This is a genomic window from Nonomuraea sp. NPDC051298 (assembly GCF_055586305.1).
Genome location: NZ_JBVJIM010000004.1, coordinates 554,447 through 580,545, shown reverse-complemented (window position 1 = coordinate 580,545; position 26,099 = coordinate 554,447). Strand labels below are relative to the sequence as shown.

Sequence of the window (26,099 nt, the reverse complement as noted above, 5' to 3'; positions counted from 1 at the left end):
ACGTTCAGCCCTCCAGCCCGATCAGCCCGCCGAGCCCGCGCGGGTGGGAGCCGGCCAGCCGGGTGTCGTCGACGAACATCCCGTCGCGCATCGAGATCAGCCGGTCCGCGGTGGCCGCGACCCGCTCGTCGTGCGTGACGATCACGAGGGTGTGCCCCGCGCCACGCAGGTCCTCGAAGATCCTCAGCACCTCGCGGGTCGCCGCGGTGTCGAGGTTGCCGGTGGGCTCGTCGGCCAGGACGACCAGCGGGTCGTTGGCCAGGGCGCGGGCGATGGCGATCCGCTGGCGTTGCCCGCCCGACAGTTGCGAGGGCAGGTGCCGGGCGCGGCCGGCGAGCCCGACCCGGTCCAGCAGCAGGCTCGCGCGCCGCCTGGCCTCGCGCCGCGAGCGTCCGGCCAGCAGCGCGGGCAGCTCCACGTTCTCGGCCGCCGACAGCTCGTCCATGAGGTGGAACGCCTGGAAGACGAACCCCACCGACCGGCGCCGCAGGCGGGCCAGAGCCCGCTCGCTCAGGGTGTCGACGCGCCGCCCGGCCAGCCAGATCTCCCCGTCGGTCGGCCGCTCCAGGCCGCCCAGCAGGTGGAGCAGGGTGGACTTCCCGCAGCCGCTGGGCCCCATGATCGCCAGCATCTGCCCCTCGGGCACCTCCAGGTCGACGTCGTCGACCGCGCGGACCCGGCTCTGCCCCTGACCGTGGTGCTTCACCAGGCCGCGGACCTGGACCACGTCACGTACCACGTTCACTCGTCCTCGGCTCTCTCTGCGGCGTCGGACCAGGCTCGTTCGCAGGTCGCCAGCCAGCGCAGGTCCGCCTGGAGGCGCAGCACGACCCCCTCCAGCAGCAGGCCGGCGGCCGACCGCGCCGGTTCGGCCAGCACCGCGCGCTGCGCCTCACGCAGGCGGCGCAGCAGCTCACGGCGCTGGGCCGCCACCAGCTCGACCGGGTCGGCGAGCCGGGCCGCGGCGGCGGCGGCGAGCTTGAGGTGGAACTCCGCCAGGTCCGGTTTCGGCCAGCCCACCTCGGCCAGCCAGGTGGCCACCCGCTGCTGCCCGGCCGGCGTCAGCGCGTAGACCTTGCGCTCGGGCCGTTCGGGCAGGCCGTCGGCCCGCTCGCAGACGACGAGCCCGGCCTTCTCCAGCCGGGCCAGGGTCACGTAGATCTGACCGGGGTTCATCGACTCGCCCAGCGGGCCAAGGCTCTGGCGCAGCCGGGCGCGTAGGTGGTACCCGTGCGACGGCTCTTTGGCGAGCATCGCCAGCACTGCGTCCTGCACTTCCATCCCCCTAACGGCTAGCTAATAGTTAGCGGTTAGCTGTGGTGAATGTCAAAACAGCGGCTCGCTCCCGAGAGGGAGCCCGCGGATCCCTCTCACCGGCGATGTCCGCCACCCGTTCCCAGGAGCAGGATCTCCCTCCATGAACTCCCGCTTCGCCTACCTCGCCGCACCCCTGCTCGTCTTCGCCTACGGCGTCCTGCGCATCGTCGACGGGTTCGACGGCAGTCGCGGCCCCGGCTTCGCCTGGACCGCGGGTCACCTCGCCTTCATGGCGGCCCTCGTCCTGTTCGCCCAGATCTTCTGGCGGCTGCGCGCCATGGCCGGGCGGGACGCGCTGTCCACCGTGAGCGCCGTGGCCGGCACCGTCGGCGTCGCGACGCTGCTCGCGCAGTTCGGGATCGACGTCGTGGTCGGGTTCCTGGCCGCCGACCACGAGGGCATGGGCGTGCTGTTCGACGGCGTCCAGAGCGTTCCCGGCGTCTCGATCGTCGTCTACAGCGGCGGGCCGGCCCTGTTCTCCCTGGCGCTGCCCGCGCTGATGGTGCAGCTCGCCGTGCGGCGCCGGGTCAAGGCGTGGATGCCCGTGCTGGTGCTGCTCGACGTGAGCCTGCCGTTCGTCGACAAGGACCTCATCCCGCTCGGCGCGCTCTTCCTGCTGATCTCGTTCGTCTCGCTCGCCCGTCAGGCTCCCGTCGGACGCCACGCCGTCGCCGTCTCGTGACACCACGGGGAAAAATGGGCTTTATGTCCGAGTCCAGGTATGTCATGCGCTTCCGCCGCTGGTCGGCCGCGTTGCCGCCGATGCTGGTGGACGCCGCCCTCGCGGCGCTGGTGCTGGGCGTGCAACTGTGGCCGTTGCTCGCCACCGACAACCTGTCGGGGCGGCCGTGGCACTGGTGGGGCTACGCCGCCGTGGTCGCCTCCTCGGCGCCGCTGGTCTGGCGGCGTCGCGCGCCCGTGACCGTCCTGGTCTGTACGCTGCTCGCCACCGCCTCGTACGACGTCGTGGACGACGTGGCCCGCCAGCCCATCTGGTACGCCAGCCTGGCGGCCTTCTACACCGTGGCCGCCACCCGAACCCGGTGGGTCCGCTGGTCGATGTTCGCCGTCACGATCGCCGGCGGCCTGCTCGTCGTCGGCTCGTCCGAGACCGCGCTGCGCGGCATCGTGCTGTTCGTCGCCGCCTACGCCATCGGCCGCGCCGCCGCCTCCTCCCGCGCCCAGGCCGCGGCGCTGGAGGAGCGCGCCGCCCGGCTCACCCGCGAGCGGGAGATCGAGGCCGAACGCGCCGCCGAGCGCGAGCGGGCCAGGATCGCCCGCGACATGCACGACATCCTGGCCCACGCGGTCAGCGTCATGGTCGTGCAGGCCGAGGCCGGCCCCGTGGCCGTCACCGCGAACCCGGCCCGCGCGGTCGCCGCCTTCGACGCCATCGCCACCGCCGGCCGCGACGCCATGGACCAGCTCCGCCGCCTGCTGAACGTCCTCAAGGAGGAAGAGGGGCCCCGCGGCCCCCAGCCCACCATCGGCGCGCTGCCCTCCCTGGCGGAGCAGGTCAGGACCACCGGACTGCACGTGACATACTCCACCACGGGCGAGCCCCGGCCGCTGTCGCCCGACACCGAGGTGGCCGCGTACCGGATCGTTCAGGAAGCCCTCACCAACATCGTCAAGCACGCGGACGCCACCTGCGCCGACGTCGCCCTCACCTGGCAGGACCACGCACTCATGATCGACATCACCGACGACGGGCACGGACGCGACCCGGCGCTCCCCTCAGGCGGCCACGGCCTGATCGGCATCCGCGAACGCGCCGCCGCGTGCGGCGGCAGCGCGGTCGCGGGCCCGCGCGAGGGCGCGCCCGGCTTCCTGGTACGGGTCAGCCTCCCGCGGGCCGCCTCATGAGCATCCGCGTCGTGGTGGCCGACGACCAGGAGCTGGTACGCGCCGGGTTCGGCATGATCCTCGACGCCCAGCCGGACATCGAGGTCGTCGCCGAGGCGGGCGACGGGGCAGAGGCGATCGCCGCCGTCCGCGCGCACCGGCCCGACCTGCTCCTGCTCGACATCCGCATGCCCACCATGGACGGCATCGAGGCCGCCCGCGTCATCTGCGCCGACGGCGACTGCCGCGTCCTCATGCTGACCACGTTCGACCTGGACGACTACGTCTACGATGCGCTGCGCGCGGGCGCGAGCGGCTTCCTGCTCAAGGACGTCCGCCGGGACGACCTCGTCCACGCCGTACGCGTCGTCGCGGCCGGCGAGTCGCTGCTGGCCCCGTCCATCACCACGAAACTGATCGCCGACTTCACCTCCAGAGCCGCGCCCCCGGCCGCAGTGCTGTCCAGCTCTGACCGGCTTTCGGCGCTGACCGGACGCGAGCGGGAGACGCTGTGGATGATCGCCCGAGGGCTGTCCAACGCCGAGATCGCGCGGGAGATGGTGGTCAGCGAGCACACGGTGAAGACCCACGTCAGCAACCTGCTCACCAAGCTCGGGCTGCGCGACCGGGTGCAGGCGGTGATCGCCGCGTACGAGACGGGGCTCATCACGCCCGGTGCCGCGACCGGCCCATGGCACTGACCGGCTGACCGGCTGACCAGGGGAGCCGGCGACAGTGACGGGAATCACCGTCGCCCGCGCCCCAACCCTGTCACAAGCCCCGGCCCGATCCCGTCTTCGTGGGTGAGGGAAGGTTAGGGGGCTCAAATGCGTTCGTCGCCGGCCAAGCGCCGCTCGTTCCAGTTCTCCCATTGGTCGTTCATGTTCGCGGAGATCGCCGTCTGGTCGTTCGTCGTGCTGGCGGTGACCGGGGCGGTGCTGATGGTGTTCTACGACCCCGGCATGTCGCAGGTGAGGTACGACGGCTCGTACGGTCCGCTGCGCAGGCTCTTCGTCAGCGCGGCCTTCGACTCGACCATGCACCTGAGCCTGGAGGTGCGCGGCGGGCTGCTCGTCCGCCAGGTCCACCACTGGGCGGCGCTCGTCTTCGTGGCGGCCGTCGTGCTGCAGTTGCTGCGCATGTTCCTCACCGGGGCGTTCCGCCGCCCGCGTACCGGGCAGTGGCTGATCTGGGTGACGCAGCTCGCGCTGGGCATGGTGGCGGGCGAGACCGGCAACGTCCTGCCCGACGACCTGCTGTCGGGCGGGAGCATGTGGCTGATCATGTCGGTCGCGCAGTCCGTCCCCGTGGTGGGAGGCTGGGCGGTGTCGCTGCTGTTCGGCCCGGAGTTCCCCGGCGACAGGGTCGTCCCGGTCATGTACGGCGGGCACCTGCTGGTCTCGGCCGTCCTGGCCGCGCTGCTGGTCGCCCGCGAGCTGCTGGTGCGACGGCACGGCCACTCCCGGTTCGTCGCCTCGCTGCCGGCGCGGCGCGGCGCGCGCCCGCTGATGGCGGCCACGACGGTCGGCCTGCTGATCATCCTCGGGTTCGGGTTCCAGATCGCCCCCATCTGGCTGTACGGCCCCGCCAGGCCGACGCAGATCTCGGCCGGCTCGGTGCCCGACTGGTACATGGGGTTCCTCGACGGGGCCCTGCGGATCATGCCCGGGTGGGAGCTGTCCCTCGGCGACTACACGCTCAGCCTCGCCGTCCTCGTCCCCACGCTGGTGGTCCCGGGGGTGTTCTTCACGGCCCTGGCCGCGTACCCGATGGCCGAGCGTCTCGTCCTCGAGCGGCGCGGTCGCCGCGACGCGCTCGGCCGCCCCAAGGCCACGAGCCGCGTGGCCGGGGAGAGACGCGCGCGCGACCTGCTCGACCGGCCACGGGACACGCCGGTGAAGACGGCTCTCGCGGTCGCCGGCGTCACGTTCTACGGCCTGATGTGGGCGGCCGCGGCCAACGACCACATCGCCCACCAGTTCCACCTCACCGTCGAGGCCGTGACGATCTTCTTCAGGTTCGCCGTGGTCATCGGCCCCGTCATCGCCTTCGTCGTCGCCCGGTGGATCTGCCTCGCGCTCCAGCACTCGGACCGCCACGTGGCCGAGCACGGAGTGGAGACGGGAATCATCACGCGCTCCCCGGACGGCGGATTCCACGAACGGCTGGCCCCCGCGCCGCAGGAGCACCGCGAACCGGCGATCACCTCGGGGAGATGACCGCGACGGCGGAGGCGGCCGCACCACGGCGCGGGCTGCCTCCGCCTCGGTGGTCAACGGGTGCGCAGGGATTCGAGGCGGTCGGAGTCGCACTTGCGGGGCGCGTTCACCGGGTTGCAGCGCGCGGTGCCGCCGTCGGGCAGCTCGGCGACGTAGTCACTGCCGTTGCGGGCGGCCAGCCCGACCACGGGGAAGTCGGTGCTGATCACCTGGGCGCCGCTGGTCAGGGACGCGGTCAGCCGGGAGGTGTCCCCGGAGCGGGCCTCGGTGAACGGCACGTCGGAGCGGGTCCTGACGAAGTAGCCCTTGCGCACCATGTCCTGGATGACCGCGGTGTTGGTGCCGGCGGGCTCGTTCCAGCCGACGAAGGCGGCGTCCTGCCTGCCCGGCCGCGAGTTGACGAACAGGACGCGGCCCTCGAGGTTCGGCCGGTCCTGGAGGTAGGGCCCCTGCACGGCGGGGTCCTGGTTGTCCATCAGGAACAGCACCTTGCCGCGGGCGGAGTCGAGGGTGGGCCAGCCGTGCTCGAGCACGGACTGTTCGAGCGTCAGGCCCTTCTTGCGGAGGTCGTCGGGGGTGATCAGGTCGTTGTCGGAGAACACCGACCGGATCTCGGCGTCGAGCTGGTCCAGCAGGGTGGTGTCCCACTTGGGGCTCTTGGCCCCGCCCGCCGCCTCCTTCTTCGGGTCGGTCGTCTTCAGCTCCAGCAGGATCGGGATCGGCACGTGGCCGGCGTTGGCGGTGGACCAGTCACGTACCTGTCGCAGGCAGGTGACGAGCGTCGCGCAGGAGGTGCCGTAGTCGTGGTCGGCCCAGTGCAGCACCTTCATGCCCGGCGTGGCCATGGCGGGGTCGGTGATGGGGCCGAGGCCCGCGTCGCGGCGTACCAGGGGGGCGGAGTAGAGGCCGCCCTGGGGGTCGGGGAAGACGTCCAGCTCGATGCCGCGTACCTGCTGGCGGGAGAACTGCAGGGGCAGGGAGGCGTGGGAGTAGGCGAGGTTCCACCAGTTCGCGTCCGTCCTGCGCTGGACGTCCTTCTCGGCGTCGGTGAGTTCGCGGTGGTAGCTGTTGTGCGTGGCGATCACCTGGATCTGGTTCATCCGCACGTCGTTGCGCGCGGACCTGTCCGCCGCGCTCGCGCCGGAGGAAGGGAGGGTGAGGAAGGCGCTCGCCGTGAGCAGCGCGGCGGCGCCGAGGGCGAGACGGAACGAACGGGATGGCACGAGGTGACTCCAGGGGTGTGACGTCGATCTGCCAGGAGAGCCTGGCCACTCCAGTGATCATTCAGGTTAAGGAACTTTCCGGTTCTGCATGAATTTCCGGCAAATCGCCCATATATCTGCACAGGTCGCACGCCGCGACTCGCGGCCTCCTAGGAGGCTCCGCCCCGCTCCTTCGACCTGGCCGCCAGGACACCGGCCTGGAAGCGGGTACGCGCGCCGAGCCGGGCCATCAGCCCGGCGATCCGCCGCTCGGCCGTCCGGGAGCTGACGCCGAGCTGGCGGGCGATGGCCTCGTCGGTGAGCCCGGACAGCAGCAGCGCGACCAGCCGGGCGTCGTCCGTGGGCGGATCGTGATCCGACGGGGCCAGGCCGCCCAGCGGCAGCGCCCGCTGCCAGAGCCCCTCGAACAGCCGGATCAACGCCTCCAGCAGCCCCGAGGGGTGGATGACCAGCGCCGCGGGCGCGTCCGGGGGCTCGTGCCTGAGCAGGAGCAGCGCCAGCCGGTCGTCCACGACGTACGACTTCATCGGCACGGCGGGCAGCACCCGGGCCTGCTGGCCGGCCTCGACCATGGCCTCGATCCGCCACAGCGCGCCCGCGCGGGCCACGAAGTCCCGTTCGTAGATCATGCGGCTGGTGACGCCGCGTTCGAGCAGCTCCCGCTGGGCGGTCACGCTGCCGAGCGGGTCGAAATAGGGCGGCTTGGACAGGCATCGGAGCTGGTGCCTGGCCGCCCGCTGGATCTGGGCGTGCCGCTGCTCGACCGCCCGCCGCCCGGTGACGACCTCGACGACGACCGGGGGAGTTCGCTTCCTGGCGCGCTCCTGGAACACCTCCTCCAGCTCGCGGGCCCGTTCGCGGACCAGCAGCAGATCGCGTTCGGCGGCGAGCAGGAGGACGTCGAGCGCGACCTCCGGGGCGACCGCGGCGTAGCGGGCCGGTGGGCCGGGAGAGGTGCTGAGCAGCCCTCTGGCCTCCAGCGCGGCCAGCAGGGGCACGAGGTCGGCGCGCGGCCAGGCCGCGAAGAGCTGGTCCAGGGTGGCGGGGGAGTGGTCGACCAGCAGCTCGTACAGCGCCTCCTCGTCGGGGCCGAACCCGAGGGCCGAGAGGGAGGTCACGACCGCGCACCGCGAGCGGTGGGCGGCGGGCAGGGTGTCACGGCTCGTCCAGCCGGCCGCGGACGACCGCCTGGTAACCGGCCTGGAAGCGGGTCTGCGCGTCCAGCCGGACCATCATCGCGCGGACGTGGCGGCGTACCGTACGGTCGCTCCAGCCGAGGTGCGCGGCGATCGCCGGGTCGGTCAGCCCGGCGGCGAGCAGCGGCAGCAGGTCGCGCCGCGCGTCGGCCGGGCCGGTCGCCTCGGCCAGGCGTCCGTGCCTGACCTGCAGCGGCACGGCCCGCTCCCAGCACATCTCGAACAGCGCGGCCAGCGCGTCGAGCAGCGTCGAGTCGTGCACCACCAGCGCGGACTCCACGTCGTGCCCGTCGTGCCGCAACGGCATGATCGCCATCGGGTGGTCGTTGAGCGCCAGCTTGACCGGTACGTCGCCGACGCGGGCCTGTTCGCCGGCCGCCACGTAGCGGGTGATGAGCGACTGGGTGCCCGGCACCTCCATGGCCCGCCTGTCGTACAGCGCCCGGTACTCGACCCCCCGCTCCAGCAGCTCGAACTCCACCGCGTTCCCGCCCACCGGCGTCGCGTACGGCGGCGCGTCCAGGACGCGGATCAGCCGCCGGGCGCTCTCCTGGAGCCGTTGGAAGGCGCGGGTGACCGCGTCCTTGCCCACCACCACCTCCACCAGGTCGGTGGAGTCCTGGCCGGGCGCGGCTCCGTGGAAGCGGGCCCCGAGCTGGGCGGCGCGGTGGCGGGCCGCGGCCAGCTCTCTGGTGCGTGCCCGGATCAGCGCGTCGAGCCCCGTCTCCGGGGAGACGGCCACGTAGCGCGGCGGGTCGTCCGGCAGGCGGGTGATCAGCCCGAGCTGCTCCAGCCTGGCGGCGGTGGGCGCGGCGTGGCCCAGCTCGCCGAGCGTGGCCGGAGAGCGCTCGACCAGCGCCTCGTACAGAGCCTGTTCGGCGTGCGAGAGCCCGATGATCTCCAGCACGGTCCCAGCATGTCCTATTTCCGTAGGTGGCGGAAAGAGGACGCAGTCCTATCTTTCGCGGATTTACGGTGATCTGTCATGGTTCGTCAGGGACACGATGATCTCTGAGGAGACCCATGATCCGCCGGTCGCTCGTCGCCTTTGGCCTGCTGTTCTCCACCGGAATGGCCACTCCCGCCGTCCCTCCCGCGGCGCCGCCCCCGGTGGCCGGCGTCGAGGGCGAGCGGTCGAAGAAGATCACTCTGATCACCGGCGACGTCGTGACCTACGGCACCGGCACTGACGGGAGCCCGCAGGCGACCGTCGACCCGGCCGAGCGGCCGGGCGGGGCGCCGGTCTTCTTCCTGTCCGTACGCGAGCGCGACTCCTACTACGTGTACCCGGCCGACGCCATGGACCTCGTCTCGTCCGGACGCCTGGACCGCGGCCTCTTCGACGTGGCCTACCTGGCGGGCAACGGGTACGCCGACGCCGAGAGCGCCACCCTGCCGCTGATCGTCCAGCACGGGCAGGTCGCGGGGGCGCGCACCCTGGCCAGCATCGACGGCGCGGCCGTGAAGGTGGACAAGAAGACCGCCACCCGGTTCTGGTCCGGGATCGACACGGCCGCCAAGGCCGGGCCGACCAAGATCTGGCTCGATCGCAAGGTCCAGGTCGCGCTCGACCGCAGCGTCGAGCAGATCGGCGCGCCGCGCGCGTGGGCGGCCGGGCTGAAGGGCGCGGGCGTCAAGGTGGCCGTGCTCGACACCGGCGTCGACGGCACGCACCCCGACCTGGCCGGCCGGATCGCGGCGGCGGAGAACTTCAGCTCGGAGTCGAGCGCGCGCGACGGCCACGGCCACGGCACGCACGTCGCCTCCATCATCGCGGGCGGCGGTGACAGGTACACGGGGGTCGCGCCCGAGTCCTCGCTGCTGGTGGGCAAGGTGCTCAACGACCGCGGCAGCGGCCTGGAGTCCGACATCATCGCCGGCATGCAGTGGGCGGTCTCCCAGCGGGCCCGCGTGGTCAACCTGAGCCTGGGCGCCTGCTGCCCCGGCCCCGGCAACCCGATCGACCAGGCGGTCGACCAGCTCTCGGCGGAGTCGGGCGCGCTGTTCGTGGTCGCCGCGGGCAACGACGGCGAGAACCGCATGATCGGCTCGCCGGGCACGGCCGCGTCGGCGCTGACGGTCGCCGCGGTGGACCGCTCGGACGCGCTCGCGTGGTTCTCCAGCAGGGGTCCCACCGCGATCGACTACGGGCTCAAGCCCGACCTCAGCGCCCCGGGCGTGGACATCGTCGCCGCCCGCGCGGACGGCACGTCCATGGGCACCCCGGCCGAGGACGGCTACACCGCCGCCTCCGGCACGTCGATGGCCACCCCCCACGTCGCGGGCGCCGCCGCGCTGCTCGCCCAGCAGCACCCCGACTGGACGAACACCCAGCTCAAGGCCGCGCTCACCAGCAGCGTCCACGGCGACGGCCAGGGCGCCTACGAACAGGGCGCGGGCCGGGTCGACGTGGCACGCGCCGTCACCCAACAGGTACGCGCGTCGGGCAACGTCGACTTCGGCTTCCTGGCCTCGCCGCAGAACGGCCCGGTCACCAAGACCCTCACCTACGCCAACGACGGCGACCAGCCGGTGACCCTCACCCTGCGCACCGGCGTCTCGGCGCACCGGGGCGGCCCGCTGCCGGAGCGTACGCTCTCCCTCGACCGCGACACGGTCACCGTCCCCGCGCACGGCACCGCCCCGGTCGCCGTCACGTTCACGCCCGCGAGCCCCGACACCTGGTACGAGGGCTTCGTCCGCGCCACGGACGCCGCCGGTGAGATCCAGGTGAGCACGGCGGTAGGGGCGTTCGTCGAGCCCAGGAAGGTCACCGTGCGGACCCGGCTGGTGCTGCCCGACGGCGCGAGCGCCCCGACGGAGATCCCGTGGATGCTGATGCGCACCGACGACAGGGACGACCTCCAGTACGCCTACTACCCCGCCTCAGGCGCGCAGACCGAGACCGAGGTCTACCCCGGCACCTACCACGTGGCCACCGCGCTGGCCTGGCGCGGCGCGGACGGCGAGTGGGTCCAGTCGCTGCCCGCCGAGCCGCAGCTCGACGTCACCGAGGACACCACGGTCACGTTCGACCTGCGCAAGGCGCGCGAGGTGTCCGTACGCACGCCGCGCGACTCCGAGACGTACGCCTCGCACTACGCCTACCGGCGCACCGCCGCCAACGGCGTCGCCTCCGTGGACGTGAACGCGCTCTACCCGCAGTACGGGCTGCACAACTACGTGCTGCTGCCCACCCGCAAGGTCACCCAGGGGACGTTCACCCTCGCCGGACGCTTCCAGCTCGGCGCCCCCGCCATCACCATGAAGGTCCCCGGCGGGCCCGAGCTGACGCCGCGCTACCAGAACGTGGACCCGCAGACCCCCAAGCTCGACGGCCGCAGCACGTTCCAGGTGGTCGACGCGGGCACGGGCGCCGACCTCACCGGCCTGGACGTGCGCGGCAGGCTCGTCCTGCTCGACCTGTCGGACCTCTGCCCCACGATGACCTGCTCCGGCAACGCCCTCGACCGGGTCAAGGCCGCCCAGCAGGCCGGCGCCGCGGGAGTGCTCGGGTACGGGGCCGTCAACCGGGCCTTCCTCGACCCGGGGGCGAGCTGGCCCACGTATCCCGTCCCGACCATGAGCCTGACCGCGAAGCAGGGCCGGGCGCTGGCCGCGCTCGCCGGGCGTCGCCCGGTGACGGTCAGGGCGGAGGGCACGGCGACCACGCCGTACCTGTACTCGCTGGCGTTCCCCGAGCGCGGCCGGGTCCCCGCCGATCTCGGATACACGGTCGGCACGCGTGACCTGCAGCGGATCGAGGACCGGTTCCACGCCGACCGGCCCGGCCAGGTGGGGCTGAGCACGTCGGTCACCCTGCTGACCCACCCGGGCAAGTACGCCGGGCCCTGGTCGCTCGACCACGACCGGCGCGCGCGGACGACCATGACCGAGTACGTCGGCCCGGTCTCACCGGACGTCGTGTGGACCCGCGCGACCACGATGACCTACGACGAGGGCGCCGACTACTACAGCCGGCGCGCGCTGGCCGCGACCGCCATGGACGTCTTCGCCTCCGCCGGCTCGCGTACCGAGGCGTGGGGGAGCCAGCCTCGCGTGCCGGGGAACCTCGTCGTCTCCGGCGCGGTGCTCGACGCCGGGACCGCGCAGTGCTTCCCGTGCCGGACCGACGACCTCTTCGTGGCCGCCCTCCCGATCATGGGGCCGGTCCCCGCCCACCAGGAGGCGTTCGCGTACAACGCGAACTTCCAGAGCGACGTGCACGGCGGCAAGGACGAACTGCGCCTCTACCGCGACGGCCAGGAGGTCCCGCTCACCGAGGCCCAGGCGGTGCTCGGCATCTTCGCGGTGACCGTGCCGACCTTCGACCTGCCGGAGCGGGACGCGGAGTACCGGCTCACCGACCGTTTCCGCACCCCGAACCCGTCGCAGTTGTACGCCAGGGACGTCGAGAGCACGTGGACGTTCCGCTCGAAGCGGCCGACCGGCGGCATCACGACGCCGGACGAGGGGCTCTGCCTGGCGTGGTTCGTCACCGGCAAGGCCGCGCCGTGCGAGCCGGCCAGGCGGCTGAACCTCCGCTACGACGTGCCCCTCGACCTGGACAACCGGGTCAAGGCCGGCACGCCGCACCGGATCACCGTCACCGGCTACCACGGCTCGCTGGGCGTTGCGGACGCGAAGGTCACCGACCTCACGCTCGCGGTCACCTTCGACGACGGCGCCCACTGGACGCCGGTCCGCACCTCGGGCTCCGGGCAGGCCACCATCACCCCACCCGCGCTGAACCGGACGACGGGCGCCGTGGGCCTCAGGGTCCAGGCCACCGACAGCGAGGGGAACAGCGTCGACCAGACCGTCCACCGCGCGTACGGCCTGAAGTGACGGGTCCGGCCTGGGGGTGGTGCTGACGTACGCCGCCTACCGCTCCGCGTGGTCGTAGGCGTCGCGGGCGGCGGCGATCGCCGTACGGTGCCGCTCCGCCCAGGAGGTGAGCGAGGCCAGGGACTCGTACAGTTCGAGGGCGATGTCCGTGGCGGTGTACTCGACCTTGGGCGGCACCGTCGGATAGACCTTCCTGACGAGCAGGCCGTCGCGCTCCAGGTTGCGCAGGGTGAGCGTCAGCATGCGCCGGCTGATGCCCTTGATGCTCCGCTCCAGCTCCGTGAACCGCACCGGGCCGTGCGCGGTCGCGATCAGGATCCCGATGGCCCACTTGCCGCTGACCCGGTCGAGCACCTCGATGACCGTGCAGGCCGCCGTGTCGTGCGAGCCGCTGACCTGCACTGATACATCGGTGTTCCGCTGAACCATGAATGTGCCTTCTTCCGCTCGACCTCTATGGTCACAAATGATGGCCTCGGTAACAAGTCATCTACCTAGGAATGAGGGTGACCCATGGGCGAGACAGCCGTCCGGGCCGAGCGCCTGCGCTGGCCGGCACTGTACGTGCTCTGCGCGGGCACATTGATGATCGTGCTCGACGGGAGCATCGTCACCGTGGCGCTGCCCACGATCGGCTCGGCCCTGAGCTTCTCCCAGACCAGCCTGTCCTGGCTCGTCAACGCGTACATGATCGCGTTCGGTGGCCTGCTCCTGCTGTCAGGACGGCTCGGCGACCTCATCGGCCGCAAGCGCATGTTCCTGGCCGGCATCACGCTGTTCACCGCGGCCTCCCTGCTCTGCGGACTGTCGGGAAGCCAGGAGGTGCTGATCGCCGGGAGGTTCCTCCAGGGGGTCGGCGGCGCGATGGCCAGCGCCGTGACCTTGGGCATGATCGTGACGATGTTCACCGAGCCGCGCGAACAGGCCAAGGCCATCGGCGTCTTCAGCTTCGTGGCCGCGGCGGGGGGCTCGATCGGCGTCATCGCCGGAGGAGTGCTCACCCAGGCCGTCGGCTGGTATTCGATCTTCTACATCAACGTCCCCATCGGGATCGTCATCGTGGCCCTGGCCGCCCGGCTGTTCCAGGCCGACCGCGGGCTCGGGTTCGGCGCGGGGGCCGACCTGCTGGGCGCGTTCCTGGTCACGTCGGGGTTGATGCTGCTGGTCTACACCATCAACCAGGCCGAGGTGCACGGCTGGGGCTCGGCCCACACGCTGGGCTTCGGCGCCGTGTCGATCGTGCTGCTCGCGGGGTTCGTGCTGCGGCAGGCGAAGGCGGCCAGCCCGCTGCTGCCGCTGCGCCTCTTCCGGTCGCGCCACCTCTGGGGGGCCAACGTCGTCCAGATCCTGTTCGTGGCCGCCCTGTTCGGCTTCCAGTTCCTGCTGGCCCTGTACCTGCAGTCGGTCAACGGGTACACCGCCATCGAGACCGGCCTGGCCTACCTGCCCGGTCCCATCGTGATCGCGGTGATCTCGCTGGGTCTGGTCGCGCGGCTCATGACCCGCTTCGGCGGACGTAAGGTGCTGCTGGCCGGCCTGGCGTCCACCGCGGTCGCCCTCCTGCTGCTCGCCCGCGTTCCCATACACGCCGCCTACGCGGTGGACGTCCTCCCCGCCGTGATCCTGCTCGGGGTCGGCGGGGGTCTGGCGCTTCCCGCGGTCATCGGGCTGGCCATGTCGGGTGCCACGCCCGCCGACTCGGGCCTGGCCTCCGGGCTGCTCAACACCACCCAGCAGATCGGGGGCGCCATCGGCGTCGCTGCCCTGGCCACCCTCGCCAGTTCGCACGCGCAGGGCGCGGGCTCCGGCGGCGACCTCGCGACCGCGGCGGCTCTCACCGAGGGCTACCACCTGGCCTTCGGCGTCGCGGCCGGGCTGCTCGTCGCCGCGTTCCTGCTCGCGGCCACCGTACTGTCGTCGCCCAGGCCGTCCGAACCCGGGCCGTCCGAACCCGGGCCGTCCGAACCCGGGCCGTCCGAACCCGGGCGGCCGGAGGACGGGACGCCGTCGGACGCCGAGGACGCCTCCGTCCCCGCGCAGTCGTAGGGACGCGTGCGGGACGGCCGCCGGGGACCGCTCGGGGGCGTGCTCAGTGGGGCGTGCTCAGCGGGGCGTGCTCAGCAGGGCGTGCTCAGTCGGCGACGAACCGGGCCCGGTCGCCCTGCTCGCGCTGGCGGCGTAGCTCGTAGGTGCCGGGGGCGATGCCGGTGAAGGCGTGTTCGGGGTGCGCGAGGTAGGCGGTCGCACCCTCCGGGACGGTCAGCACCCCGAGCACCATCAGGCCGAGGGAGCGCTCCGGGGTGAAGTACGCCTTGCCGGTGGCGAGGAGGAGGTGGGTGTTGGCCTCGTTCTGGCCACGGACGATCGGGACGCCGCTCTCGGGGACAGGGGTACGGGCCGGATCCCGGTTCGCCGGCACGACGGCGACATCGCCCTGGAACTGCAGCCCGGACAGGACCGGGATCTCGGCCTGCCGGTCGAGATGATCGTCGACGGCGACGCCGAAGAGGGCGATGGCCTGTTCGATGGTGGGCATCGGGCTCCTTTACCGGAGGGCTGGGGCTGGGTCGTCTGCGGGCGGGCGACGTCAGGAACGTCGTTGTGCCTGGGCGTACTCCGCCGGAGTGAGGCCATAGGTCCAGGCGGCGGCCTGGAGCGGGTCGGTGCAGTCGGCGGAGACGGTGAGGCCGAAGCGGCGGCGGGTGCCGTCACGCTCGACGGTGCCGTTGGTGCACAACAGGACCCGTACGGGGGAGGTGTAGACCCCGTGGGGCACGTCGTGCAGGGTGAGGGTCTGGCCGGGGTTGCCCGGGTCGGGGATGGCGGGCCCGATCTGGGCCAGGTCGGCCTCGGTGGTGAAGCGGTCCCAGCCCCGGCGTTCGATGGCGCAACGGCGGACCTCGGCGTTGGGCTCGCGGAGGATCTCGTCGGCGGTGAGGGTGTCGTCGATGACGGCCCGGGGGACGGGGGTGCCGTGCCAGAAGTACAGCCCGAACCCGTCGGCCCAGCCGATCGCGGGACCGTCGGCGCGGTGCGGCCGGAGCGTCGCCCAGCTACCCTCGCCGACCTGCTCGACGTGCGACTCGGCCGGGCGCGGACAGAAGATGACGAAGTCCCGGAAGGGCCACCAGCACCAGCCGGCAGGCACGGGCTGCTCCGACGGGTTTTCCTTGGACGGAAGCGCGGTGCTCTGATCGAAGCAGTCGACCAGGGACAGCCAGGTGGCGGACCGCTGGCCCGCCAGGTAGGACCGCCACAACCGGCGCATCTCGCCGCGGATCGTGTCGTGCCGCGGACCGCCCACCGCCGCGTCCACCGCCGCCCGCACGGCCGCGTGGGCCGCCTCGGCGACCGTGGCCGACGCGCCGACGGGCACCGTACCCGGGCCCTGCTCGCGGGCGGCCGGGACGGGGCCCGTCTCCCGCACGGCCGCGGCCTTCGCCGCCTTCATCCTCGCGTCGATCTCGGTGAACAGGGCGGTGGCCGCCGCGCCGTGCACGGGATCGCGCACCGTGCCGTCGGTCAGCGCCTCGACCGCGGCGCGGACGGCGCGGCCGACGGACGGGCCGGCCGTGTCGTGCACCGCGCGGTAGACGGAGTCGAGGACCCGGGTGTTGCGGTGACCGGTGCTCAGGCAGGCGGCGATCGGCGCCGCGAACGCGCCGACGAGCGGCGAGGACACCCACAGGACCCGTTCGGGGAACGGGATGCCGATCTCCCGGTAGCAGGCGCGGGCGGCGGACTCCCATGCCCGCCTCCCGTCCCGGCTCCGCTTGCCGGGCTCGGCCACGGACGGGTGGGCCGCTTCCGGTTCGCCGGTCGTCGAACGGGCCGGAGCCGGTGGATGCACGGTGGAGACCTCCTGTCGAGGCGGCCCCTGACTCAGCGCGAGGACGCCGTAATGTACGCCGCGCCGCATGGCCTCACCACGTCGGCGATCATCACTCGGGCCAGCACGATACCCGGCGGCGCCGACATTCTTGGCCCGTTCGCCGTCTTGACGCAGCGGCTTGACAGAACAGCCGATCTCCGTACATTCGTACAAATGCAAGCGACCGCTGTCGAAGACGCGTTACGCGCTCGTCCCGACGATCTCGCCTCGTGGCTCGCCTACAGCGACTGGCTGGTGGAGCAGGGTGACGCCCGGGGCACGTTGATCCGCCTTGAGCGGCGCCTCGCGCGTACCCGTCCCGCCGATCGCCCGGCCGTCGAACGTGAGATCGCCGACCTCGTCGCGGAGCACGAGGGCGGGTGGGACGACGGGTGGCCGGAGTCGGCGACCGTGCTGTCACGCCGGTACGGCTTCACCACGGAGGTGGCCGTCCAGTGGTCGGATGACGTTCGCGAGGTCGTGGAGCAGGTGTTGCGCGGCCGGTTCGTCACCACGCTGAGAATCACCCCGGACGCGAAGGCCGACAGACACAACATCGTGGGCAGAGGCGAAGACTGGGAAGACTGGGACGACGACGAGGACGAGGACGACGAGGAGGGGGAAGGCGGTCCGGCGCCCGGGCCGCGCCCCGGGCGTCTGGGCGTGAAGGCCCTCGAAGGTCTGGATGCCCGGCGACTCGTCGAGCTCGACCTCTCCTACCTGGATCTCGGCCACGACGGAGCCGAACTCCTCGCCACCTCGCTCCGCGCGGACCGCTTGCGGGCGCTGGGCCTGCGGTACTGCCGGATCGGCGACACCGGTCTGGCGGCGCTCGCGGCGTCCCCGTACCTGAGCGGGCTGCGCCGCCTGCACCTGCAGTACAACGGGCTGAGCGCCGACGGCATGCCGTCCCTGCACCGTTTCCCGGAGCTGACCGAATTGGATCTGCGCTACAACGGCATCGGCACGGCGGGCGTCGAGGCCCTGCTCGCCGCGCCGTTCGCCGGGTCACTCGCGCGGCTGTGGCTCTACGACTCCGACGTCGGCGAGGGCGGCGTGCGGATGCTGGCGCACGCCGAGAGTCTTCCGTCGGGGTTGCGCAGCATGTGGAGGTACGTGTGAGCATCGAGCTTCGTGACCGGTTCTTCGCCCTGTCGGCCGGGGACACGTCCGCCGAGGAGGCCGCCCGCTACCGGGCGGAGGTGGACGCGACCGACGCCGAGCCGGCCGCCACGGTGGACGGGCTGGACCTCTCCTGGCATCCGTCGGCCCGGTTCAAGTCGGTGCGGTTCATCGACGCCGAGCGCATCGACGAGCGGGTACGGGGCCTGTTCGCCCGGCCCAGCGCGGACGCGCCCTACCTGGCGGCGGTGTTCGTCGATCCGTGCGAGCTGTCGTTCCGCACCTTCGAGAACATCGTCCCCTTGGACCGCCTGTTCGAGGACGTGCCGCTGGAGGCGGAGCCGGCCGAGCCGGTGGAGCTCGCGGAGGGGGTCCTCTCGTTCTCACTGCGGTTGACGCCGCAGGCCAGGGCCCGGCTGACCCGGTTGGACGAGCTGAACCTGTACGTGCCCCCGCTGAACGCCGCGACCCGGGGCGGCCAGCGGTTCATCTTCCACTCGGCACTGCTGGCCGAGGCGTTGACCGCCGTGGTGGCCGACGCGTTGCCGCCGGCGGTGGCGAAGGGGTTCTCGCACGTGAACCCGGTGTTCCGGTGCAACCGGTTCGAGCCCGGTGACGCGAACTTCCACCGGCATCGGGACACGCCCTACTACGACGCCGCCCGGCAGCACATCTCCCGGTACACGGTGCTGCTGTACCTGACCGGCGGCACGGGGTCGCCCGCGCTGGACCTGGTCGGCGGCGTCGCGCTCGGCGAGATCGGCGACTTCACCTGCGTGATCTTCGACCAGCGGTACGAGCACGAGGGCGCCCCCTACCGCGACGGCCGCAAGGTGTTCCTGCGTACCGAACTCATCTTCACCGCCGACGAGGTCACCGAGGCGCCGGAGATCGGTGAGCTGTTCAGCAAGGCGTGCTACCTGACCGGTGAGAGCGTGTTCGCGCCGGAGCTGGCCCGGCACGCCGACGCGTACTACAACCAGGTGGCCGCCGCCCACTGGGGCGGCCTGGGGGCGGGGCCCGCCCGCGAGACCTTCGTCCACAAGGAGTTCCGCGGGGTGCACTTCGTGGCCAACGGCTACGACTTCTGGTTCCCCAAGACCGGCGCGTTGCCGCTGGCGGAGTGCGCCGCGCTCACCCTGCTCGACTACTTCAACTGCAAGCTCGGCGACACCGCGTTCCGCGCGCTCTGCCGGACAGAGGTGATCGAGGCCGACGACGCCGCCTGGATCCCGGAGTTCCTGCGGGCCAGGCAGAGCGGGCCGGTCATGACGCGGGTGGACAAGTCGGCGTTCTTCCCCGAGCCGGAGCGGCCCAACAGCGAGTTCTGCTGCCCGTTCCACACCTCAGGACGCTACGATCCCACGCGCCACGACGAGATCATCGAGCTGTACGCCGACGCGCGGTCGTTCGCCCAGGCGCACGTCCTGCCCGCGCCGATCCTCATGCTCGGCCAGGACGTCGCCCTCGACCCCGACCGGTTCGTCATCAGGGACGGTCTGATCCACGTGCTCGGCGAGGGTGCACTCGAGCCGGTGAACTTCGCCGCCTGCTGGAACGACGAATCCATCCCCGATGACTACGTGATCGTGGCAGGCAAGGTCGGCGTGGCGCGGTTCCTCGTCCCGCCGATCATCTACACCGAGTCCGCCGACTGCTACCACCTCCGGTTCGACTTCTTCCGCAACTCCTGGATGGTCGACCACCAGCAGGCTGCCATCCCCATCCCGCGGATCAGCGACGAGAGTTGGGCCGACCCGGACGAGGGCCGCGCCTGGCGCCGCTCGGTCGACAGCTCCCTCATCGACGCCGACCACCCGCTGCCGGAGAGCGACCTGTGGACCGACGAGGACGACGAAGACGACTGGGACGACGAGGACGACTGAAACGCCTCGGTGGACGGCCGGCCCCACCGCCACTGGTTCGAACGCCTGTTGCCCCGCAGGGCCCGCGCGTCCACGTAGTCTCGCCGGGACCACGGCCGCCGTCACCCGCTACAACGCGCTGGTCGCGGCGTCGGTGGCCGTGGGCGGGCTGTTTCACGACGTGCTGAACGCCGTTCCGAGGAGTGGCGCCAGGGCCCGGCACGGGCCTTGGCGGGAACGCCTTAGTGTGGCGTTGTGACAACTCAGGTGATCTTGCTTAACGGCGGGTCCAGCTCGGGCAAATCCGGCATCGTCCGGTGCCTGCAGGCGGTCCTGCCCGATCCGTGGCTCGCGCTCGGGGTCGACACCCTGGTCGACGCGTTGCCCGCCGCCATGCAGGCGTCGGAGACGGGCATCGAGTTCGCTCCGGACGGCGGGGTCAACGTCGGACCGGAGTTCCGGGCCCTGGACGCGGCGTGGGCGGAGGGGATCGCCGCCATGGCCCGCGCGGGCGCGCGCATCATCATCGACGACGTCTTCCTCGGCGGAGCGGCCTCCCAGGAACGGTGGCAGAAGGCGCTCGTCGGCCTGGACGTGTTGTGGGTGGGCGTCAGGTGCGAGAGCACGGTCGCGGCCGGTCGCGAGATCGCGCGGGGAGACCGGGCCCGGGGAATGGCCGCTTCGCAGGCGGAGTCGGTGCACCAGGGCGTGCGCTACGACCTGGAGGTGGACACCACCCGCACCGAGTCCCTGGAGTGCGCGCGGGTCATCGCCGCCCGGGCCGGTTGACCGCCGGCGCTCAGAGGCCGATCGTGTCGGCCAGGCGGTCCACCTGTCCGGGGTCGGGATCGTTTCCCATGAAGATCAGCTCGTCGCAGCCGATGCGTTCGAAATCGCTGATCGCGGCGGTGATCTGCTCCGGGGAGGTGTGGGCGAGGGAGACGCCGTACTGTGCGTACTCCTCGCCGGCGAAGGCGTAGTAGGGGCCGATGGCGTCGGAGACCGCCTGTTCGGCGTCAGGGCCGAGGGCGTACATCATCGAGGCGACCAGACGAGGGGATCCGGCCCTGCCCGCCTCGGCCCACGCCCGGCGAAGGCGGGGGGCGAAGTCCTCCACGTCCTGGACGGTGGCGTCTCCGGCGATCCACCCCGTGCCGTGGGTGGCGATGCGGCGCAGGGTCGCCGCCGAGCCGCCCCCGAACAGCAACGGGGGCCCACCCGGTGTGGCCGGTCGCGGTCCGACCGGATCGCCGGGCGCCGAGATCGCGGCCAGGCGATCCAGCAGGAGGTCGAACCGCTTGCCCCGGACGCCGTACTCGACCTCGCCCGCGACGAAGTCGTCCTCCCTGACCCCCGGGGCCAGGCCCAGCCGCAGCCGGTCGGGACCGGCGAGCCGGTCCAGCGTCGAGACGGCCTTGGCGAACAACGCGTGGTTGGTACGCAACGGCGCCAGCAGCACGCTGGTGAGCAGCCGGATGCGAGAGGTGGCGCCCGCCGCGGCGGCCAGCATGATGAGCGGCTCGGGCGTGGACCAGACCAGGCGATCACTGACGCTGAGGGTGGAGAACCCGCGCTTCTCCGCGCGACGGGCCCACTCGACCAGGGCGCGGCCATCGCTCCACGGAGCATGGCCAGGCAACCCGATTCCGATGTCCATCGTCGGTGCTGTTCCTTTCGGGAAAGGCCCCGCCGACTGTGGCGAGGGCCACGGACAGGGCGCGCTCCGGCGACTCATCGTGCAATCTCAACCCCGGTTGAGGTCAAGGAGCGGGGGTCTCCTCGGGGAGGCGTTTCTGGCGACGCAGCTCCGCCACGTTCTTCTTGGTGATCTCCGAGAGCCGCTCCGGGAGGTCATGCGGCTCGAACCAGCCGATCTCCGCGCACTTGTCCGGCTCACGGATCACCGGCTCGCCGCGAACATGCCTGCCGCAATAGGTTATCGACACCCAGTGCTCGGCTCCGGGAAGGAAATGGTCGAACGCACCCAGGGCGTCGGTCAGCTCGATCTCCATGCCATATTCCTCGCGGAACTCACGCCTGATCGCGTCTTCCAGCGGCTCGCCCAGCTCGACCTCGCCCCCGGGGAACTCCCACGTGTCCGGCTCGTTGCGCGCCCTCGGCCCGCGCCGGGCCAGGAACACCCGATTTCCCCGGCCGAAGATGACGGCCCCGACCCCCACGCCGACGTAATCGAAACCCGGACGGCCCATGAAACGCATTCCCTCTATTTGACGAACGGCAGGATGAACGTGGCCGCGAACCACCACATGAATGCGATGGAGGTGGCGATGAACGCGATGATGTACGTCTCGTACCAGCGGAAGAGGTTCCGCACCCTGGGCTTCTTCCTGAACCCCGGGTGGACGACCTCGTCGGTCAGCTCGCACTCCTCGTTCCGGTAGTCCAGCCAGGTGAGGACCCCGACGAAAACGAGCAGCATCGTGAACACGCCGATGACGGTGATCAGCGACAAAAGGCCGAGGAGCCCCGCCCTGGTCACCACGGGGGTGATTCCCCACCCCTTGTATCCGATGAAGAGCGCGATGCCGGCGGTCGCCAGCGTGCTGGCCATCGCCTGGTAGATGGCGAGGAACTTGTAGACGTTCTCGTTCGACGCGTGGATCTGCTGAAGAATGTATTTGTACCGCTCTAATGCGAAATCCTTTAAAATCTCGTCCTGGTTCGCCCGCGGTGTCGGCGAGGTGTTTTCACCGGGGCCGGGGGTCGCCTCCGGCCGTGCCGCCCGAATTTCGCCGGTCATGGTCTGCGTCCGTCCGATGAGCCGCGCCGGCAAGCCCTTGGCGTGCACATTGAAGAAGCGCATATGTGGTTCAGTATCACACCGGCGGCCCTCGGTCCATGTGCGGATCGCTCGCCATGGCGCCGGTCCCGGGGGCCCGCCCTTGGGCCCGCTGGAGCCGCTGGAGCCGGTGGCCGTGGGCGGCATCGCCAGCTATTTGCGTATGTATGCAAATTATGCGTATAGTCCCGAATGGCTTCCTGATCGCGCCCGCCGGCCCGTTTCCGGGGTGAGCGCGGACGTCCGCGCGCCCCCGCCTTGTCCTTGCCGCCCGCCTGCTTCCGTCTGTCGCGTGATTCACCCGTGAGGAGTACGTCATGACCACGCTCGTCCCCAACGGCACCGGCAAGCCGCAGGTCAACCGGCCCAATCTGGAGCGTCAGGCGATCGCGTTCACGATCGGGCTGTACCTGTTCATCTGCGCCGCCCTGCTCGCCGTGCACTACTTCGCACCCGCGACGCCGCCCGGTGACTCGGGGACGTCGTCGACCTCGCCGTACAACCCGGGCTCCTGACCCGCGACCCCCTGTGAAACCGGAAGGAGACGTGTAGATGCGGAATCGTGTGGTCGCGGTCGGGTACAACCCGGCCGTGTTGGACCGCCGGTGGGTGCGGGCGCCCGCCGACGACGAGCCAGAGCTGGCCAGGGTCGCCAAGACCACCGGCGTGGACTTCGCCGCCGCGGCCGGACGGGTGTGGGAGACGGACGCGTTCGTCTACCTGCCCGTCGTGGTGAACCTGCGCGACGGGGAGACCGTCCGGCGCGAGGCCGTGGTGTTCGCGCTCGGGCGCGAGGTGCTGGTGACGTTGCAGCCGAGCGCGCGATTCCCGGTCTTCGACAAGGCGCTGGCACGGATGCGGCGCACGCCGTACCTGGCCGAGAGCCCGTACGGGGTGATGTACGCCCTGCTGTACGCGCTCAACGAAGCCTCGGAGCGGGTGATCGACCACGCCGGCGACGCCCTGGAGGCGATGAACGAGGAGATCGCCATGGCCACCAACGGCTACAACCGGCGGGGCAGGGAGATCGGCGTCAGCGACATGCAGGACACCATCGCCCGGATGAACGAGGCCGAGGAGATCGTGTCGCGGTCGCAGGAGACGCAACTGCTGCTGGCCCGCGCCGCCCGTCACCTGCGCGCGGAACTCGAGGTCGAACAGGTCCGCCTGGCCGGGTTGCTGGACATCCTGATCGCCGACATCGACGGCGTGAAGGAGCACGCCAGCTATGAGCACGACAAGGTGCGCTATCTGCAGCAGTCCATCATGACCTCGCTGGACGTCAAGCAGAACCAGATCGTCAAAGTGTTCACCATCATCACCGCGGTGTTCCTGCCGCCGACGCTGATCGCCACGTTCTACGGCATGAACTTCACCGTCATGCCGGAGCTGGCCTGGGAGCACGGTTTCCTGGTCACGACGCTGCTGACGTTGATCGCGGCGCTGATTCCCCTGTGGTACATCCGGCGCAAGGGCTGGCTGCGCTGAGCGGAGTCCCCCTTCCTTCCTACGCTATGTTTTCTTATTTGCGCAATCGCTTGACAACGGACTGCGGGTGGAGGTTCACTGAAGGTGCTGGAGTCTCCTCTCGCCGTCCCAGCCATCCGTATCCGCGTCAACATCGCACGTACGCTGCCATCTGTGACCTGCGGACTTCTCTGAGCCGTCGGCCTGTTGGCCGTGTCGCGGCGGGTGCCCGCGTGCGCGTGAAGCGTTGCGAGGAGGTCCCGATCATGACCATCACCATCACTCTCGCCCACCTGCCGCTGCCGGACGGGCTCGCCGAGGCCGTACGCCGGCTGTTCCCGTTGACCGAGTCGGTCGTCCTGGCCATCGCCGGTGCCTTCGGCGCTGGACTGCTCGCGCAGCTCGGCCTCCAGTTCGCCCTGGCGCTCGCACGCCGCGCGCTGGAGGCCGGGTAGACCGGGCGGCAACGGGCAGCCGTGCGGCGGCCGAGGAGGGCCCGTCCTGGTGCCGGGGTCGCACTGTGGGCGTAGAATTGTTGCATGGTTGCGCAAGTTCCTTCGGATTCACCGGTCGTGTCCGTCGATGCGATCGTGGAGGTGTTGAAGGCGATCGCCGATCCGACCCGGTTCCAGCTCCTGTCGGCGGTCTCCCAGCGAGAGTGCGGGGTGCGGGAGCTGGCCGAGTTGGTGGGCGCGCACATCGCGGCGGTGTCGCAGCACCTGGCCAAGCTGCGCGCGGCCGGGCTGGTGATCGGGCGGCGCGACGGCACCCGGATCTTCTACCGGGCGGCCAACGCCCAGGTCGCGGCCCTGCTGACGGAGGCCGGTCTGCTCGCCGGCTATGTCACCGGGGTGATCGACCCACCCGACGACGGCGGAGGCACCGGCGCCGTGGCGACGGCGCCGCAGGCCGCCCGGCCCACCTGGCAACTGAAGCTGACCCCGCCGCGCCCGGCTGGCGCCTGACGCCGCACCGCCCGACGCCGCCCGGCTAGGTCTCCGGCTCTGGCCGGTGGCCGGGGTCGAGGGTGTACTCCTCGTGGAGGGCGTCGTAGGAGTACAGCTCGGCGTAGCGGCCCCAGTCGGTCGCCACCTCCAGTTGCTGGGCCACCTGCTCGCTGGTGTAGTGACCGGCCAGGATGTCCCGGAAGAAGCCGTACCGCAGCCCGCCGTCGGCGCTGTGGGCCAGGCTGGTGGTGATGAGCCGGATCAGTGGCAGCGTGAGCGCCGCCGCGGCGAAGATCTTCTTCGACTCCTGCACGTCCGCCGTGGAGAAGGCCCGGCCGGTGCCGGTGAGCGCCAGCAGCGTGCCGTCCACGGACAGGAACCCGAGCAGGTCGAGCGCGTCCACGAGCGGCAGCAGGTCGTCGACCTCCAGGCTCAGCTCCTCCGACAGGGCGGCCAGGTCCAGGCTGCCCTCGTGCTGGAGCAGGATCTCGGCCAGCCCGGACAGGGCGTCCACGCCGGCGGGCGGCAGCGGGGTGTTGGCCGGGGTGCGGCGGGCCGGTTCCAGGTCGCGGCCCAACGGCGGCAGCGGTGCCTCGGCAGGCCCGCGGCCGGTCATCGTCCGGTAGATCTCGTCGATCAGCGCGGCGAACGCGGGCTCGCCCCGGTCGCGGGGCCGCTCCAGCTCGACCCGGTAGCCGGCCTGGATGGTGCCGTACGGCCGCGAGCCGAGCACGACGACCCGGTCGGCCATCAGCACGGCCTCCTCGAGGTTGTGCGTGACCACCACGATGGCCTTGGTCGGGAACTGGCCCGACTCCCACAGCTCCATCAGCTCGCCCCGCAGGTTCTCCGCGGTCAGGACGTCCAGCGCGGAGAACGGCTCATCCATCAGCAGCACGTCCGGCTCCACCACCAGCGCCCGGGCGAACCCCACCCGCTGCCGCATCCCGCCCGACAGCTCCTTGGGGTAGGCGGACTCGAACCCGTCCAGGCCGATCAGGTCGATGGCCCGCAGCGCGGCCTCGCGGCGGCGCGCCGCGGGCACCCCGCGGGCCTCAAGGCCGATCTCGACGTTCTGCAGCACGCTCAGCCACGGCAGGAGGGCGAAGGTCTGGAACACCATGGCCGCGCCGGGGTTGGCGCCACGCAGCACCTCGCCCCGATAGGAGACCGTGCCGGAGCTGGGCGGGATCAGCCCGGCCAGGCAGCGCAGCAGCGTGGACTTGCCCGAGCCGCTCTTGCCCAGCAGGGCGACGATCTCCCCCTCGGCGACGCTCAGGTCGATCCCGGCCAGCACCGGCAGCTCCCCGTCCGCGCCCGCGTAGCTCTTGGTCAGGCCGCGTACACTCAGCAGTTCCGTGCGCATCCGCGGGGCCTCC

At 71.5% G+C, this 26,099-nt stretch carries 25 protein-coding genes; 13 read left to right on the top strand and 12 right to left on the bottom strand.

Annotated features, from left to right (window positions below):
• Positions 1–4: 4 nt before the first annotated feature.
• Both ACZ6S0_RS16270 and ACZ6S0_RS16265 read right to left on the bottom strand, forming a co-directional pair.
• A complete protein-coding gene (locus ACZ6S0_RS16270; RefSeq protein ID WP_465917589.1) occupies positions 5–745 on the bottom strand; it encodes an ABC transporter ATP-binding protein in 741 nt (246 codons plus the stop codon).
• Positions 742–1,275, bottom strand: coding sequence for a PadR family transcriptional regulator (locus ACZ6S0_RS16265; protein ID WP_465917586.1), 534 nt, complete (start codon positions 1,273–1,275; stop codon positions 742–744). The genes ACZ6S0_RS16270 and ACZ6S0_RS16265 overlap by 4 nt, the downstream gene beginning before the upstream one ends.
• A gap of 142 nt (positions 1,276–1,417) precedes the next feature.
• Here ACZ6S0_RS16265 and ACZ6S0_RS16260 point away from each other — a divergent pair, with 142 nt between their 5' ends.
• The 4 genes from ACZ6S0_RS16260 to ACZ6S0_RS16245 all read left to right on the top strand — a co-directional run bounded on the left by ACZ6S0_RS16260 (position 1,418) and on the right by ACZ6S0_RS16245 (position 5,381).
• Positions 1,418–1,999 (top strand): hypothetical protein, encoded by a 582-nt coding sequence (locus ACZ6S0_RS16260; protein ID WP_465917582.1) that lies wholly within the window; start codon positions 1,418–1,420, stop codon positions 1,997–1,999.
• 23 nt (positions 2,000–2,022) lie between these two features.
• Positions 2,023–3,183: a sensor histidine kinase gene (locus tag ACZ6S0_RS16255; RefSeq protein WP_465917578.1), complete on the top strand. Its 1,161-nt coding sequence runs from the start codon at positions 2,023–2,025 to the stop codon at positions 3,181–3,183.
• The gene (locus ACZ6S0_RS16250; protein ID WP_465917573.1) at positions 3,180–3,863 is read left to right on the top strand and encodes a response regulator; all 684 of its coding nucleotides are present in this window, start codon (positions 3,180–3,182) and stop codon (positions 3,861–3,863) included. The genes ACZ6S0_RS16255 and ACZ6S0_RS16250 overlap by 4 nt, the downstream gene beginning before the upstream one ends.
• A gap of 126 nt (positions 3,864–3,989) precedes the next feature.
• Complete coding sequence (locus ACZ6S0_RS16245; protein ID WP_465917569.1) at positions 3,990–5,381, top strand: cytochrome b; 1,392 nt, start codon at positions 3,990–3,992, stop codon at positions 5,379–5,381.
• 53 nt (positions 5,382–5,434) lie between these two features.
• Here ACZ6S0_RS16245 and ACZ6S0_RS16240 read toward each other — a convergent pair whose 3' ends face one another.
• The 3 genes from ACZ6S0_RS16240 to ACZ6S0_RS16230 form a co-directional block, all read right to left on the bottom strand.
• Positions 5,435–6,604 carry a phosphatidylinositol-specific phospholipase C1-like protein gene (locus ACZ6S0_RS16240; RefSeq protein WP_465917565.1) on the bottom strand — a complete coding sequence of 390 codons (1,170 nt, stop codon included), beginning with the start codon at positions 6,602–6,604 and terminating at the stop codon, positions 5,435–5,437.
• Positions 6,605–6,753: 149 nt separating this feature from the next.
• Positions 6,754–7,722: a helix-turn-helix transcriptional regulator gene (locus ACZ6S0_RS16235; RefSeq protein WP_465917561.1), complete on the bottom strand. Its 969-nt coding sequence runs from the start codon at positions 7,720–7,722 to the stop codon at positions 6,754–6,756.
• A gap of 37 nt (positions 7,723–7,759) precedes the next feature.
• Positions 7,760–8,707 (bottom strand): helix-turn-helix domain-containing protein, encoded by a 948-nt coding sequence (locus tag ACZ6S0_RS16230; RefSeq protein WP_465917557.1) that lies wholly within the window; start codon positions 8,705–8,707, stop codon positions 7,760–7,762.
• A 116-nt stretch (positions 8,708–8,823) separates the two neighbouring features.
• Here ACZ6S0_RS16230 and ACZ6S0_RS16225 point away from each other — a divergent pair, with 116 nt between their 5' ends.
• Positions 8,824–12,648, top strand: a complete 3,825-nt coding sequence (locus ACZ6S0_RS16225; protein WP_465917553.1) for a S8 family peptidase — start codon at positions 8,824–8,826, stop codon at positions 12,646–12,648.
• Between the two features lie 36 nt (positions 12,649–12,684).
• Here the strand turns inward: ACZ6S0_RS16225 and ACZ6S0_RS16220 are convergent, their stop codons facing one another.
• Positions 12,685–13,077 (bottom strand): winged helix-turn-helix transcriptional regulator, encoded by a 393-nt coding sequence (locus tag ACZ6S0_RS16220; protein WP_465917550.1) that lies wholly within the window; start codon positions 13,075–13,077, stop codon positions 12,685–12,687.
• Between the two features lie 84 nt (positions 13,078–13,161).
• Between ACZ6S0_RS16220 and ACZ6S0_RS16215 the strand changes: the two genes are divergently transcribed.
• Positions 13,162–14,694: an MFS transporter gene (locus ACZ6S0_RS16215; protein WP_465917547.1), complete on the top strand. Its 1,533-nt coding sequence runs from the start codon at positions 13,162–13,164 to the stop codon at positions 14,692–14,694.
• A gap of 85 nt (positions 14,695–14,779) precedes the next feature.
• Here the strand turns inward: ACZ6S0_RS16215 and ACZ6S0_RS16210 are convergent, their stop codons facing one another.
• Complete coding sequence (locus tag ACZ6S0_RS16210) at positions 14,780–15,184, bottom strand: hypothetical protein (RefSeq protein ID WP_465917543.1); 405 nt, start codon at positions 15,182–15,184, stop codon at positions 14,780–14,782.
• Between the two features lie 51 nt (positions 15,185–15,235).
• Positions 15,236–16,498: a DUF6745 domain-containing protein gene (locus tag ACZ6S0_RS16205; protein ID WP_465917539.1), complete on the bottom strand. Its 1,263-nt coding sequence runs from the start codon at positions 16,496–16,498 to the stop codon at positions 15,236–15,238.
• A 195-nt stretch (positions 16,499–16,693) separates the two neighbouring features.
• Between ACZ6S0_RS16205 and ACZ6S0_RS16200 the strand changes: the two genes are divergently transcribed.
• The 3 genes from ACZ6S0_RS16200 to cpt all read left to right on the top strand — a co-directional run bounded on the left by ACZ6S0_RS16200 (position 16,694) and on the right by cpt (position 20,295).
• Positions 16,694–17,641, top strand: coding sequence for a TIGR02996 domain-containing protein (locus tag ACZ6S0_RS16200; RefSeq protein WP_465917536.1), 948 nt, complete (start codon positions 16,694–16,696; stop codon positions 17,639–17,641).
• A complete protein-coding gene (locus ACZ6S0_RS16195; protein ID WP_465917532.1) occupies positions 17,638–19,527 on the top strand; it encodes a hypothetical protein in 1,890 nt (629 codons plus the stop codon). Before ACZ6S0_RS16200 ends, ACZ6S0_RS16195 begins: the two co-directional genes overlap by 4 nt.
• Before the next feature lie 246 nt (positions 19,528–19,773).
• Entirely contained in the window at positions 19,774–20,295 is a 522-nt protein-coding gene (cpt, locus tag ACZ6S0_RS16190) for a chloramphenicol phosphotransferase CPT (RefSeq protein WP_465917529.1), read from the top strand.
• A gap of 10 nt (positions 20,296–20,305) precedes the next feature.
• On the opposite strand, the gene ACZ6S0_RS16185 is transcribed toward cpt, so the two are convergent.
• The 3 genes from ACZ6S0_RS16185 to ACZ6S0_RS16175 form a co-directional block, all read right to left on the bottom strand.
• Positions 20,306–21,163, bottom strand: coding sequence for an LLM class flavin-dependent oxidoreductase (locus ACZ6S0_RS16185; RefSeq protein ID WP_465917524.1), 858 nt, complete (start codon positions 21,161–21,163; stop codon positions 20,306–20,308).
• A 103-nt stretch (positions 21,164–21,266) separates the two neighbouring features.
• Positions 21,267–21,716, bottom strand: a complete 450-nt coding sequence (locus ACZ6S0_RS16180; protein WP_465917520.1) for an NUDIX domain-containing protein — start codon at positions 21,714–21,716, stop codon at positions 21,267–21,269.
• A 14-nt stretch (positions 21,717–21,730) separates the two neighbouring features.
• Positions 21,731–22,453: a hypothetical protein gene (locus tag ACZ6S0_RS16175; RefSeq protein WP_465917514.1), complete on the bottom strand. Its 723-nt coding sequence runs from the start codon at positions 22,451–22,453 to the stop codon at positions 21,731–21,733.
• A gap of 170 nt (positions 22,454–22,623) precedes the next feature.
• Here ACZ6S0_RS16175 and ACZ6S0_RS16170 point away from each other — a divergent pair, with 170 nt between their 5' ends.
• From ACZ6S0_RS16170 to ACZ6S0_RS16155, 4 genes are all read left to right on the top strand, one after another.
• Complete coding sequence (locus ACZ6S0_RS16170) at positions 22,624–22,821, top strand: hypothetical protein (RefSeq protein ID WP_465917508.1); 198 nt, start codon at positions 22,624–22,626, stop codon at positions 22,819–22,821.
• A gap of 37 nt (positions 22,822–22,858) precedes the next feature.
• On the top strand, positions 22,859–23,794 hold the full coding sequence (locus ACZ6S0_RS16165; RefSeq protein WP_465917503.1) for a magnesium transporter CorA family protein: 936 nt from the start codon (positions 22,859–22,861) through the stop codon (positions 23,792–23,794).
• 245 nt (positions 23,795–24,039) lie between these two features.
• Positions 24,040–24,228, top strand: coding sequence for a hypothetical protein (locus ACZ6S0_RS16160; RefSeq protein ID WP_465917499.1), 189 nt, complete (start codon positions 24,040–24,042; stop codon positions 24,226–24,228).
• Positions 24,229–24,345: 117 nt separating this feature from the next.
• Entirely contained in the window at positions 24,346–24,738 is a 393-nt protein-coding gene (locus ACZ6S0_RS16155; RefSeq protein WP_465917495.1) for an ArsR/SmtB family transcription factor, read from the top strand.
• Positions 24,739–24,763: 25 nt separating this feature from the next.
• Here the strand turns inward: ACZ6S0_RS16155 and ACZ6S0_RS16150 are convergent, their stop codons facing one another.
• Positions 24,764–26,086 (bottom strand): ABC transporter ATP-binding protein, encoded by a 1,323-nt coding sequence (locus ACZ6S0_RS16150; protein WP_465917491.1) that lies wholly within the window; start codon positions 26,084–26,086, stop codon positions 24,764–24,766.
• Positions 26,087–26,099: the final 13 nt, after the last annotated feature.

Bases quoted from the DNA above. Each gene is read 5' to 3' on its own strand.
- ACZ6S0_RS16260 (WP_465917582.1), top strand. From the start codon at position 1,418: ATGAACTCCCGCTTCGCCTACCTCGCCGCACCCCTGCTCGTCTTCGCC.
- ACZ6S0_RS16255 (WP_465917578.1), top strand. From the start codon at position 2,023: ATGTCCGAGTCCAGGTATGTCATGCGCTTCCGCCGCTGGTCGGCCGCG.
- ACZ6S0_RS16250 (WP_465917573.1), top strand. From the start codon at position 3,180: ATGAGCATCCGCGTCGTGGTGGCCGACGACCAGGAGCTGGTACGCGCC.
- ACZ6S0_RS16245 (WP_465917569.1), top strand. From the start codon at position 3,990: ATGCGTTCGTCGCCGGCCAAGCGCCGCTCGTTCCAGTTCTCCCATTGG.
- ACZ6S0_RS16225 (WP_465917553.1), top strand. From the start codon at position 8,824: ATGATCCGCCGGTCGCTCGTCGCCTTTGGCCTGCTGTTCTCCACCGGA.
- ACZ6S0_RS16220 (WP_465917550.1), bottom strand. From the start codon at position 13,077: ATGGTTCAGCGGAACACCGATGTATCAGTGCAGGTCAGCGGCTCGCAC.
- ACZ6S0_RS16215 (WP_465917547.1), top strand. From the start codon at position 13,162: ATGGGCGAGACAGCCGTCCGGGCCGAGCGCCTGCGCTGGCCGGCACTG.
- ACZ6S0_RS16210 (WP_465917543.1), bottom strand. From the start codon at position 15,184: ATGCCCACCATCGAACAGGCCATCGCCCTCTTCGGCGTCGCCGTCGAC.
- ACZ6S0_RS16200 (WP_465917536.1), top strand. From the start codon at position 16,694: ATGCAAGCGACCGCTGTCGAAGACGCGTTACGCGCTCGTCCCGACGAT.
- ACZ6S0_RS16185 (WP_465917524.1), bottom strand. From the start codon at position 21,163: ATGGACATCGGAATCGGGTTGCCTGGCCATGCTCCGTGGAGCGATGGC.
- ACZ6S0_RS16180 (WP_465917520.1), bottom strand. From the start codon at position 21,716: ATGGGCCGTCCGGGTTTCGATTACGTCGGCGTGGGGGTCGGGGCCGTC.
- ACZ6S0_RS16175 (WP_465917514.1), bottom strand. From the start codon at position 22,453: ATGCCGCCCACGGCCACCGGCTCCAGCGGCTCCAGCGGGCCCAAGGGC.
- ACZ6S0_RS16170 (WP_465917508.1), top strand. From the start codon at position 22,624: ATGACCACGCTCGTCCCCAACGGCACCGGCAAGCCGCAGGTCAACCGG.
- ACZ6S0_RS16165 (WP_465917503.1), top strand. From the start codon at position 22,859: ATGCGGAATCGTGTGGTCGCGGTCGGGTACAACCCGGCCGTGTTGGAC.
- ACZ6S0_RS16160 (WP_465917499.1), top strand. From the start codon at position 24,040: ATGACCATCACCATCACTCTCGCCCACCTGCCGCTGCCGGACGGGCTC.
- ACZ6S0_RS16150 (WP_465917491.1), bottom strand. From the start codon at position 26,086: ATGCGCACGGAACTGCTGAGTGTACGCGGCCTGACCAAGAGCTACGCG.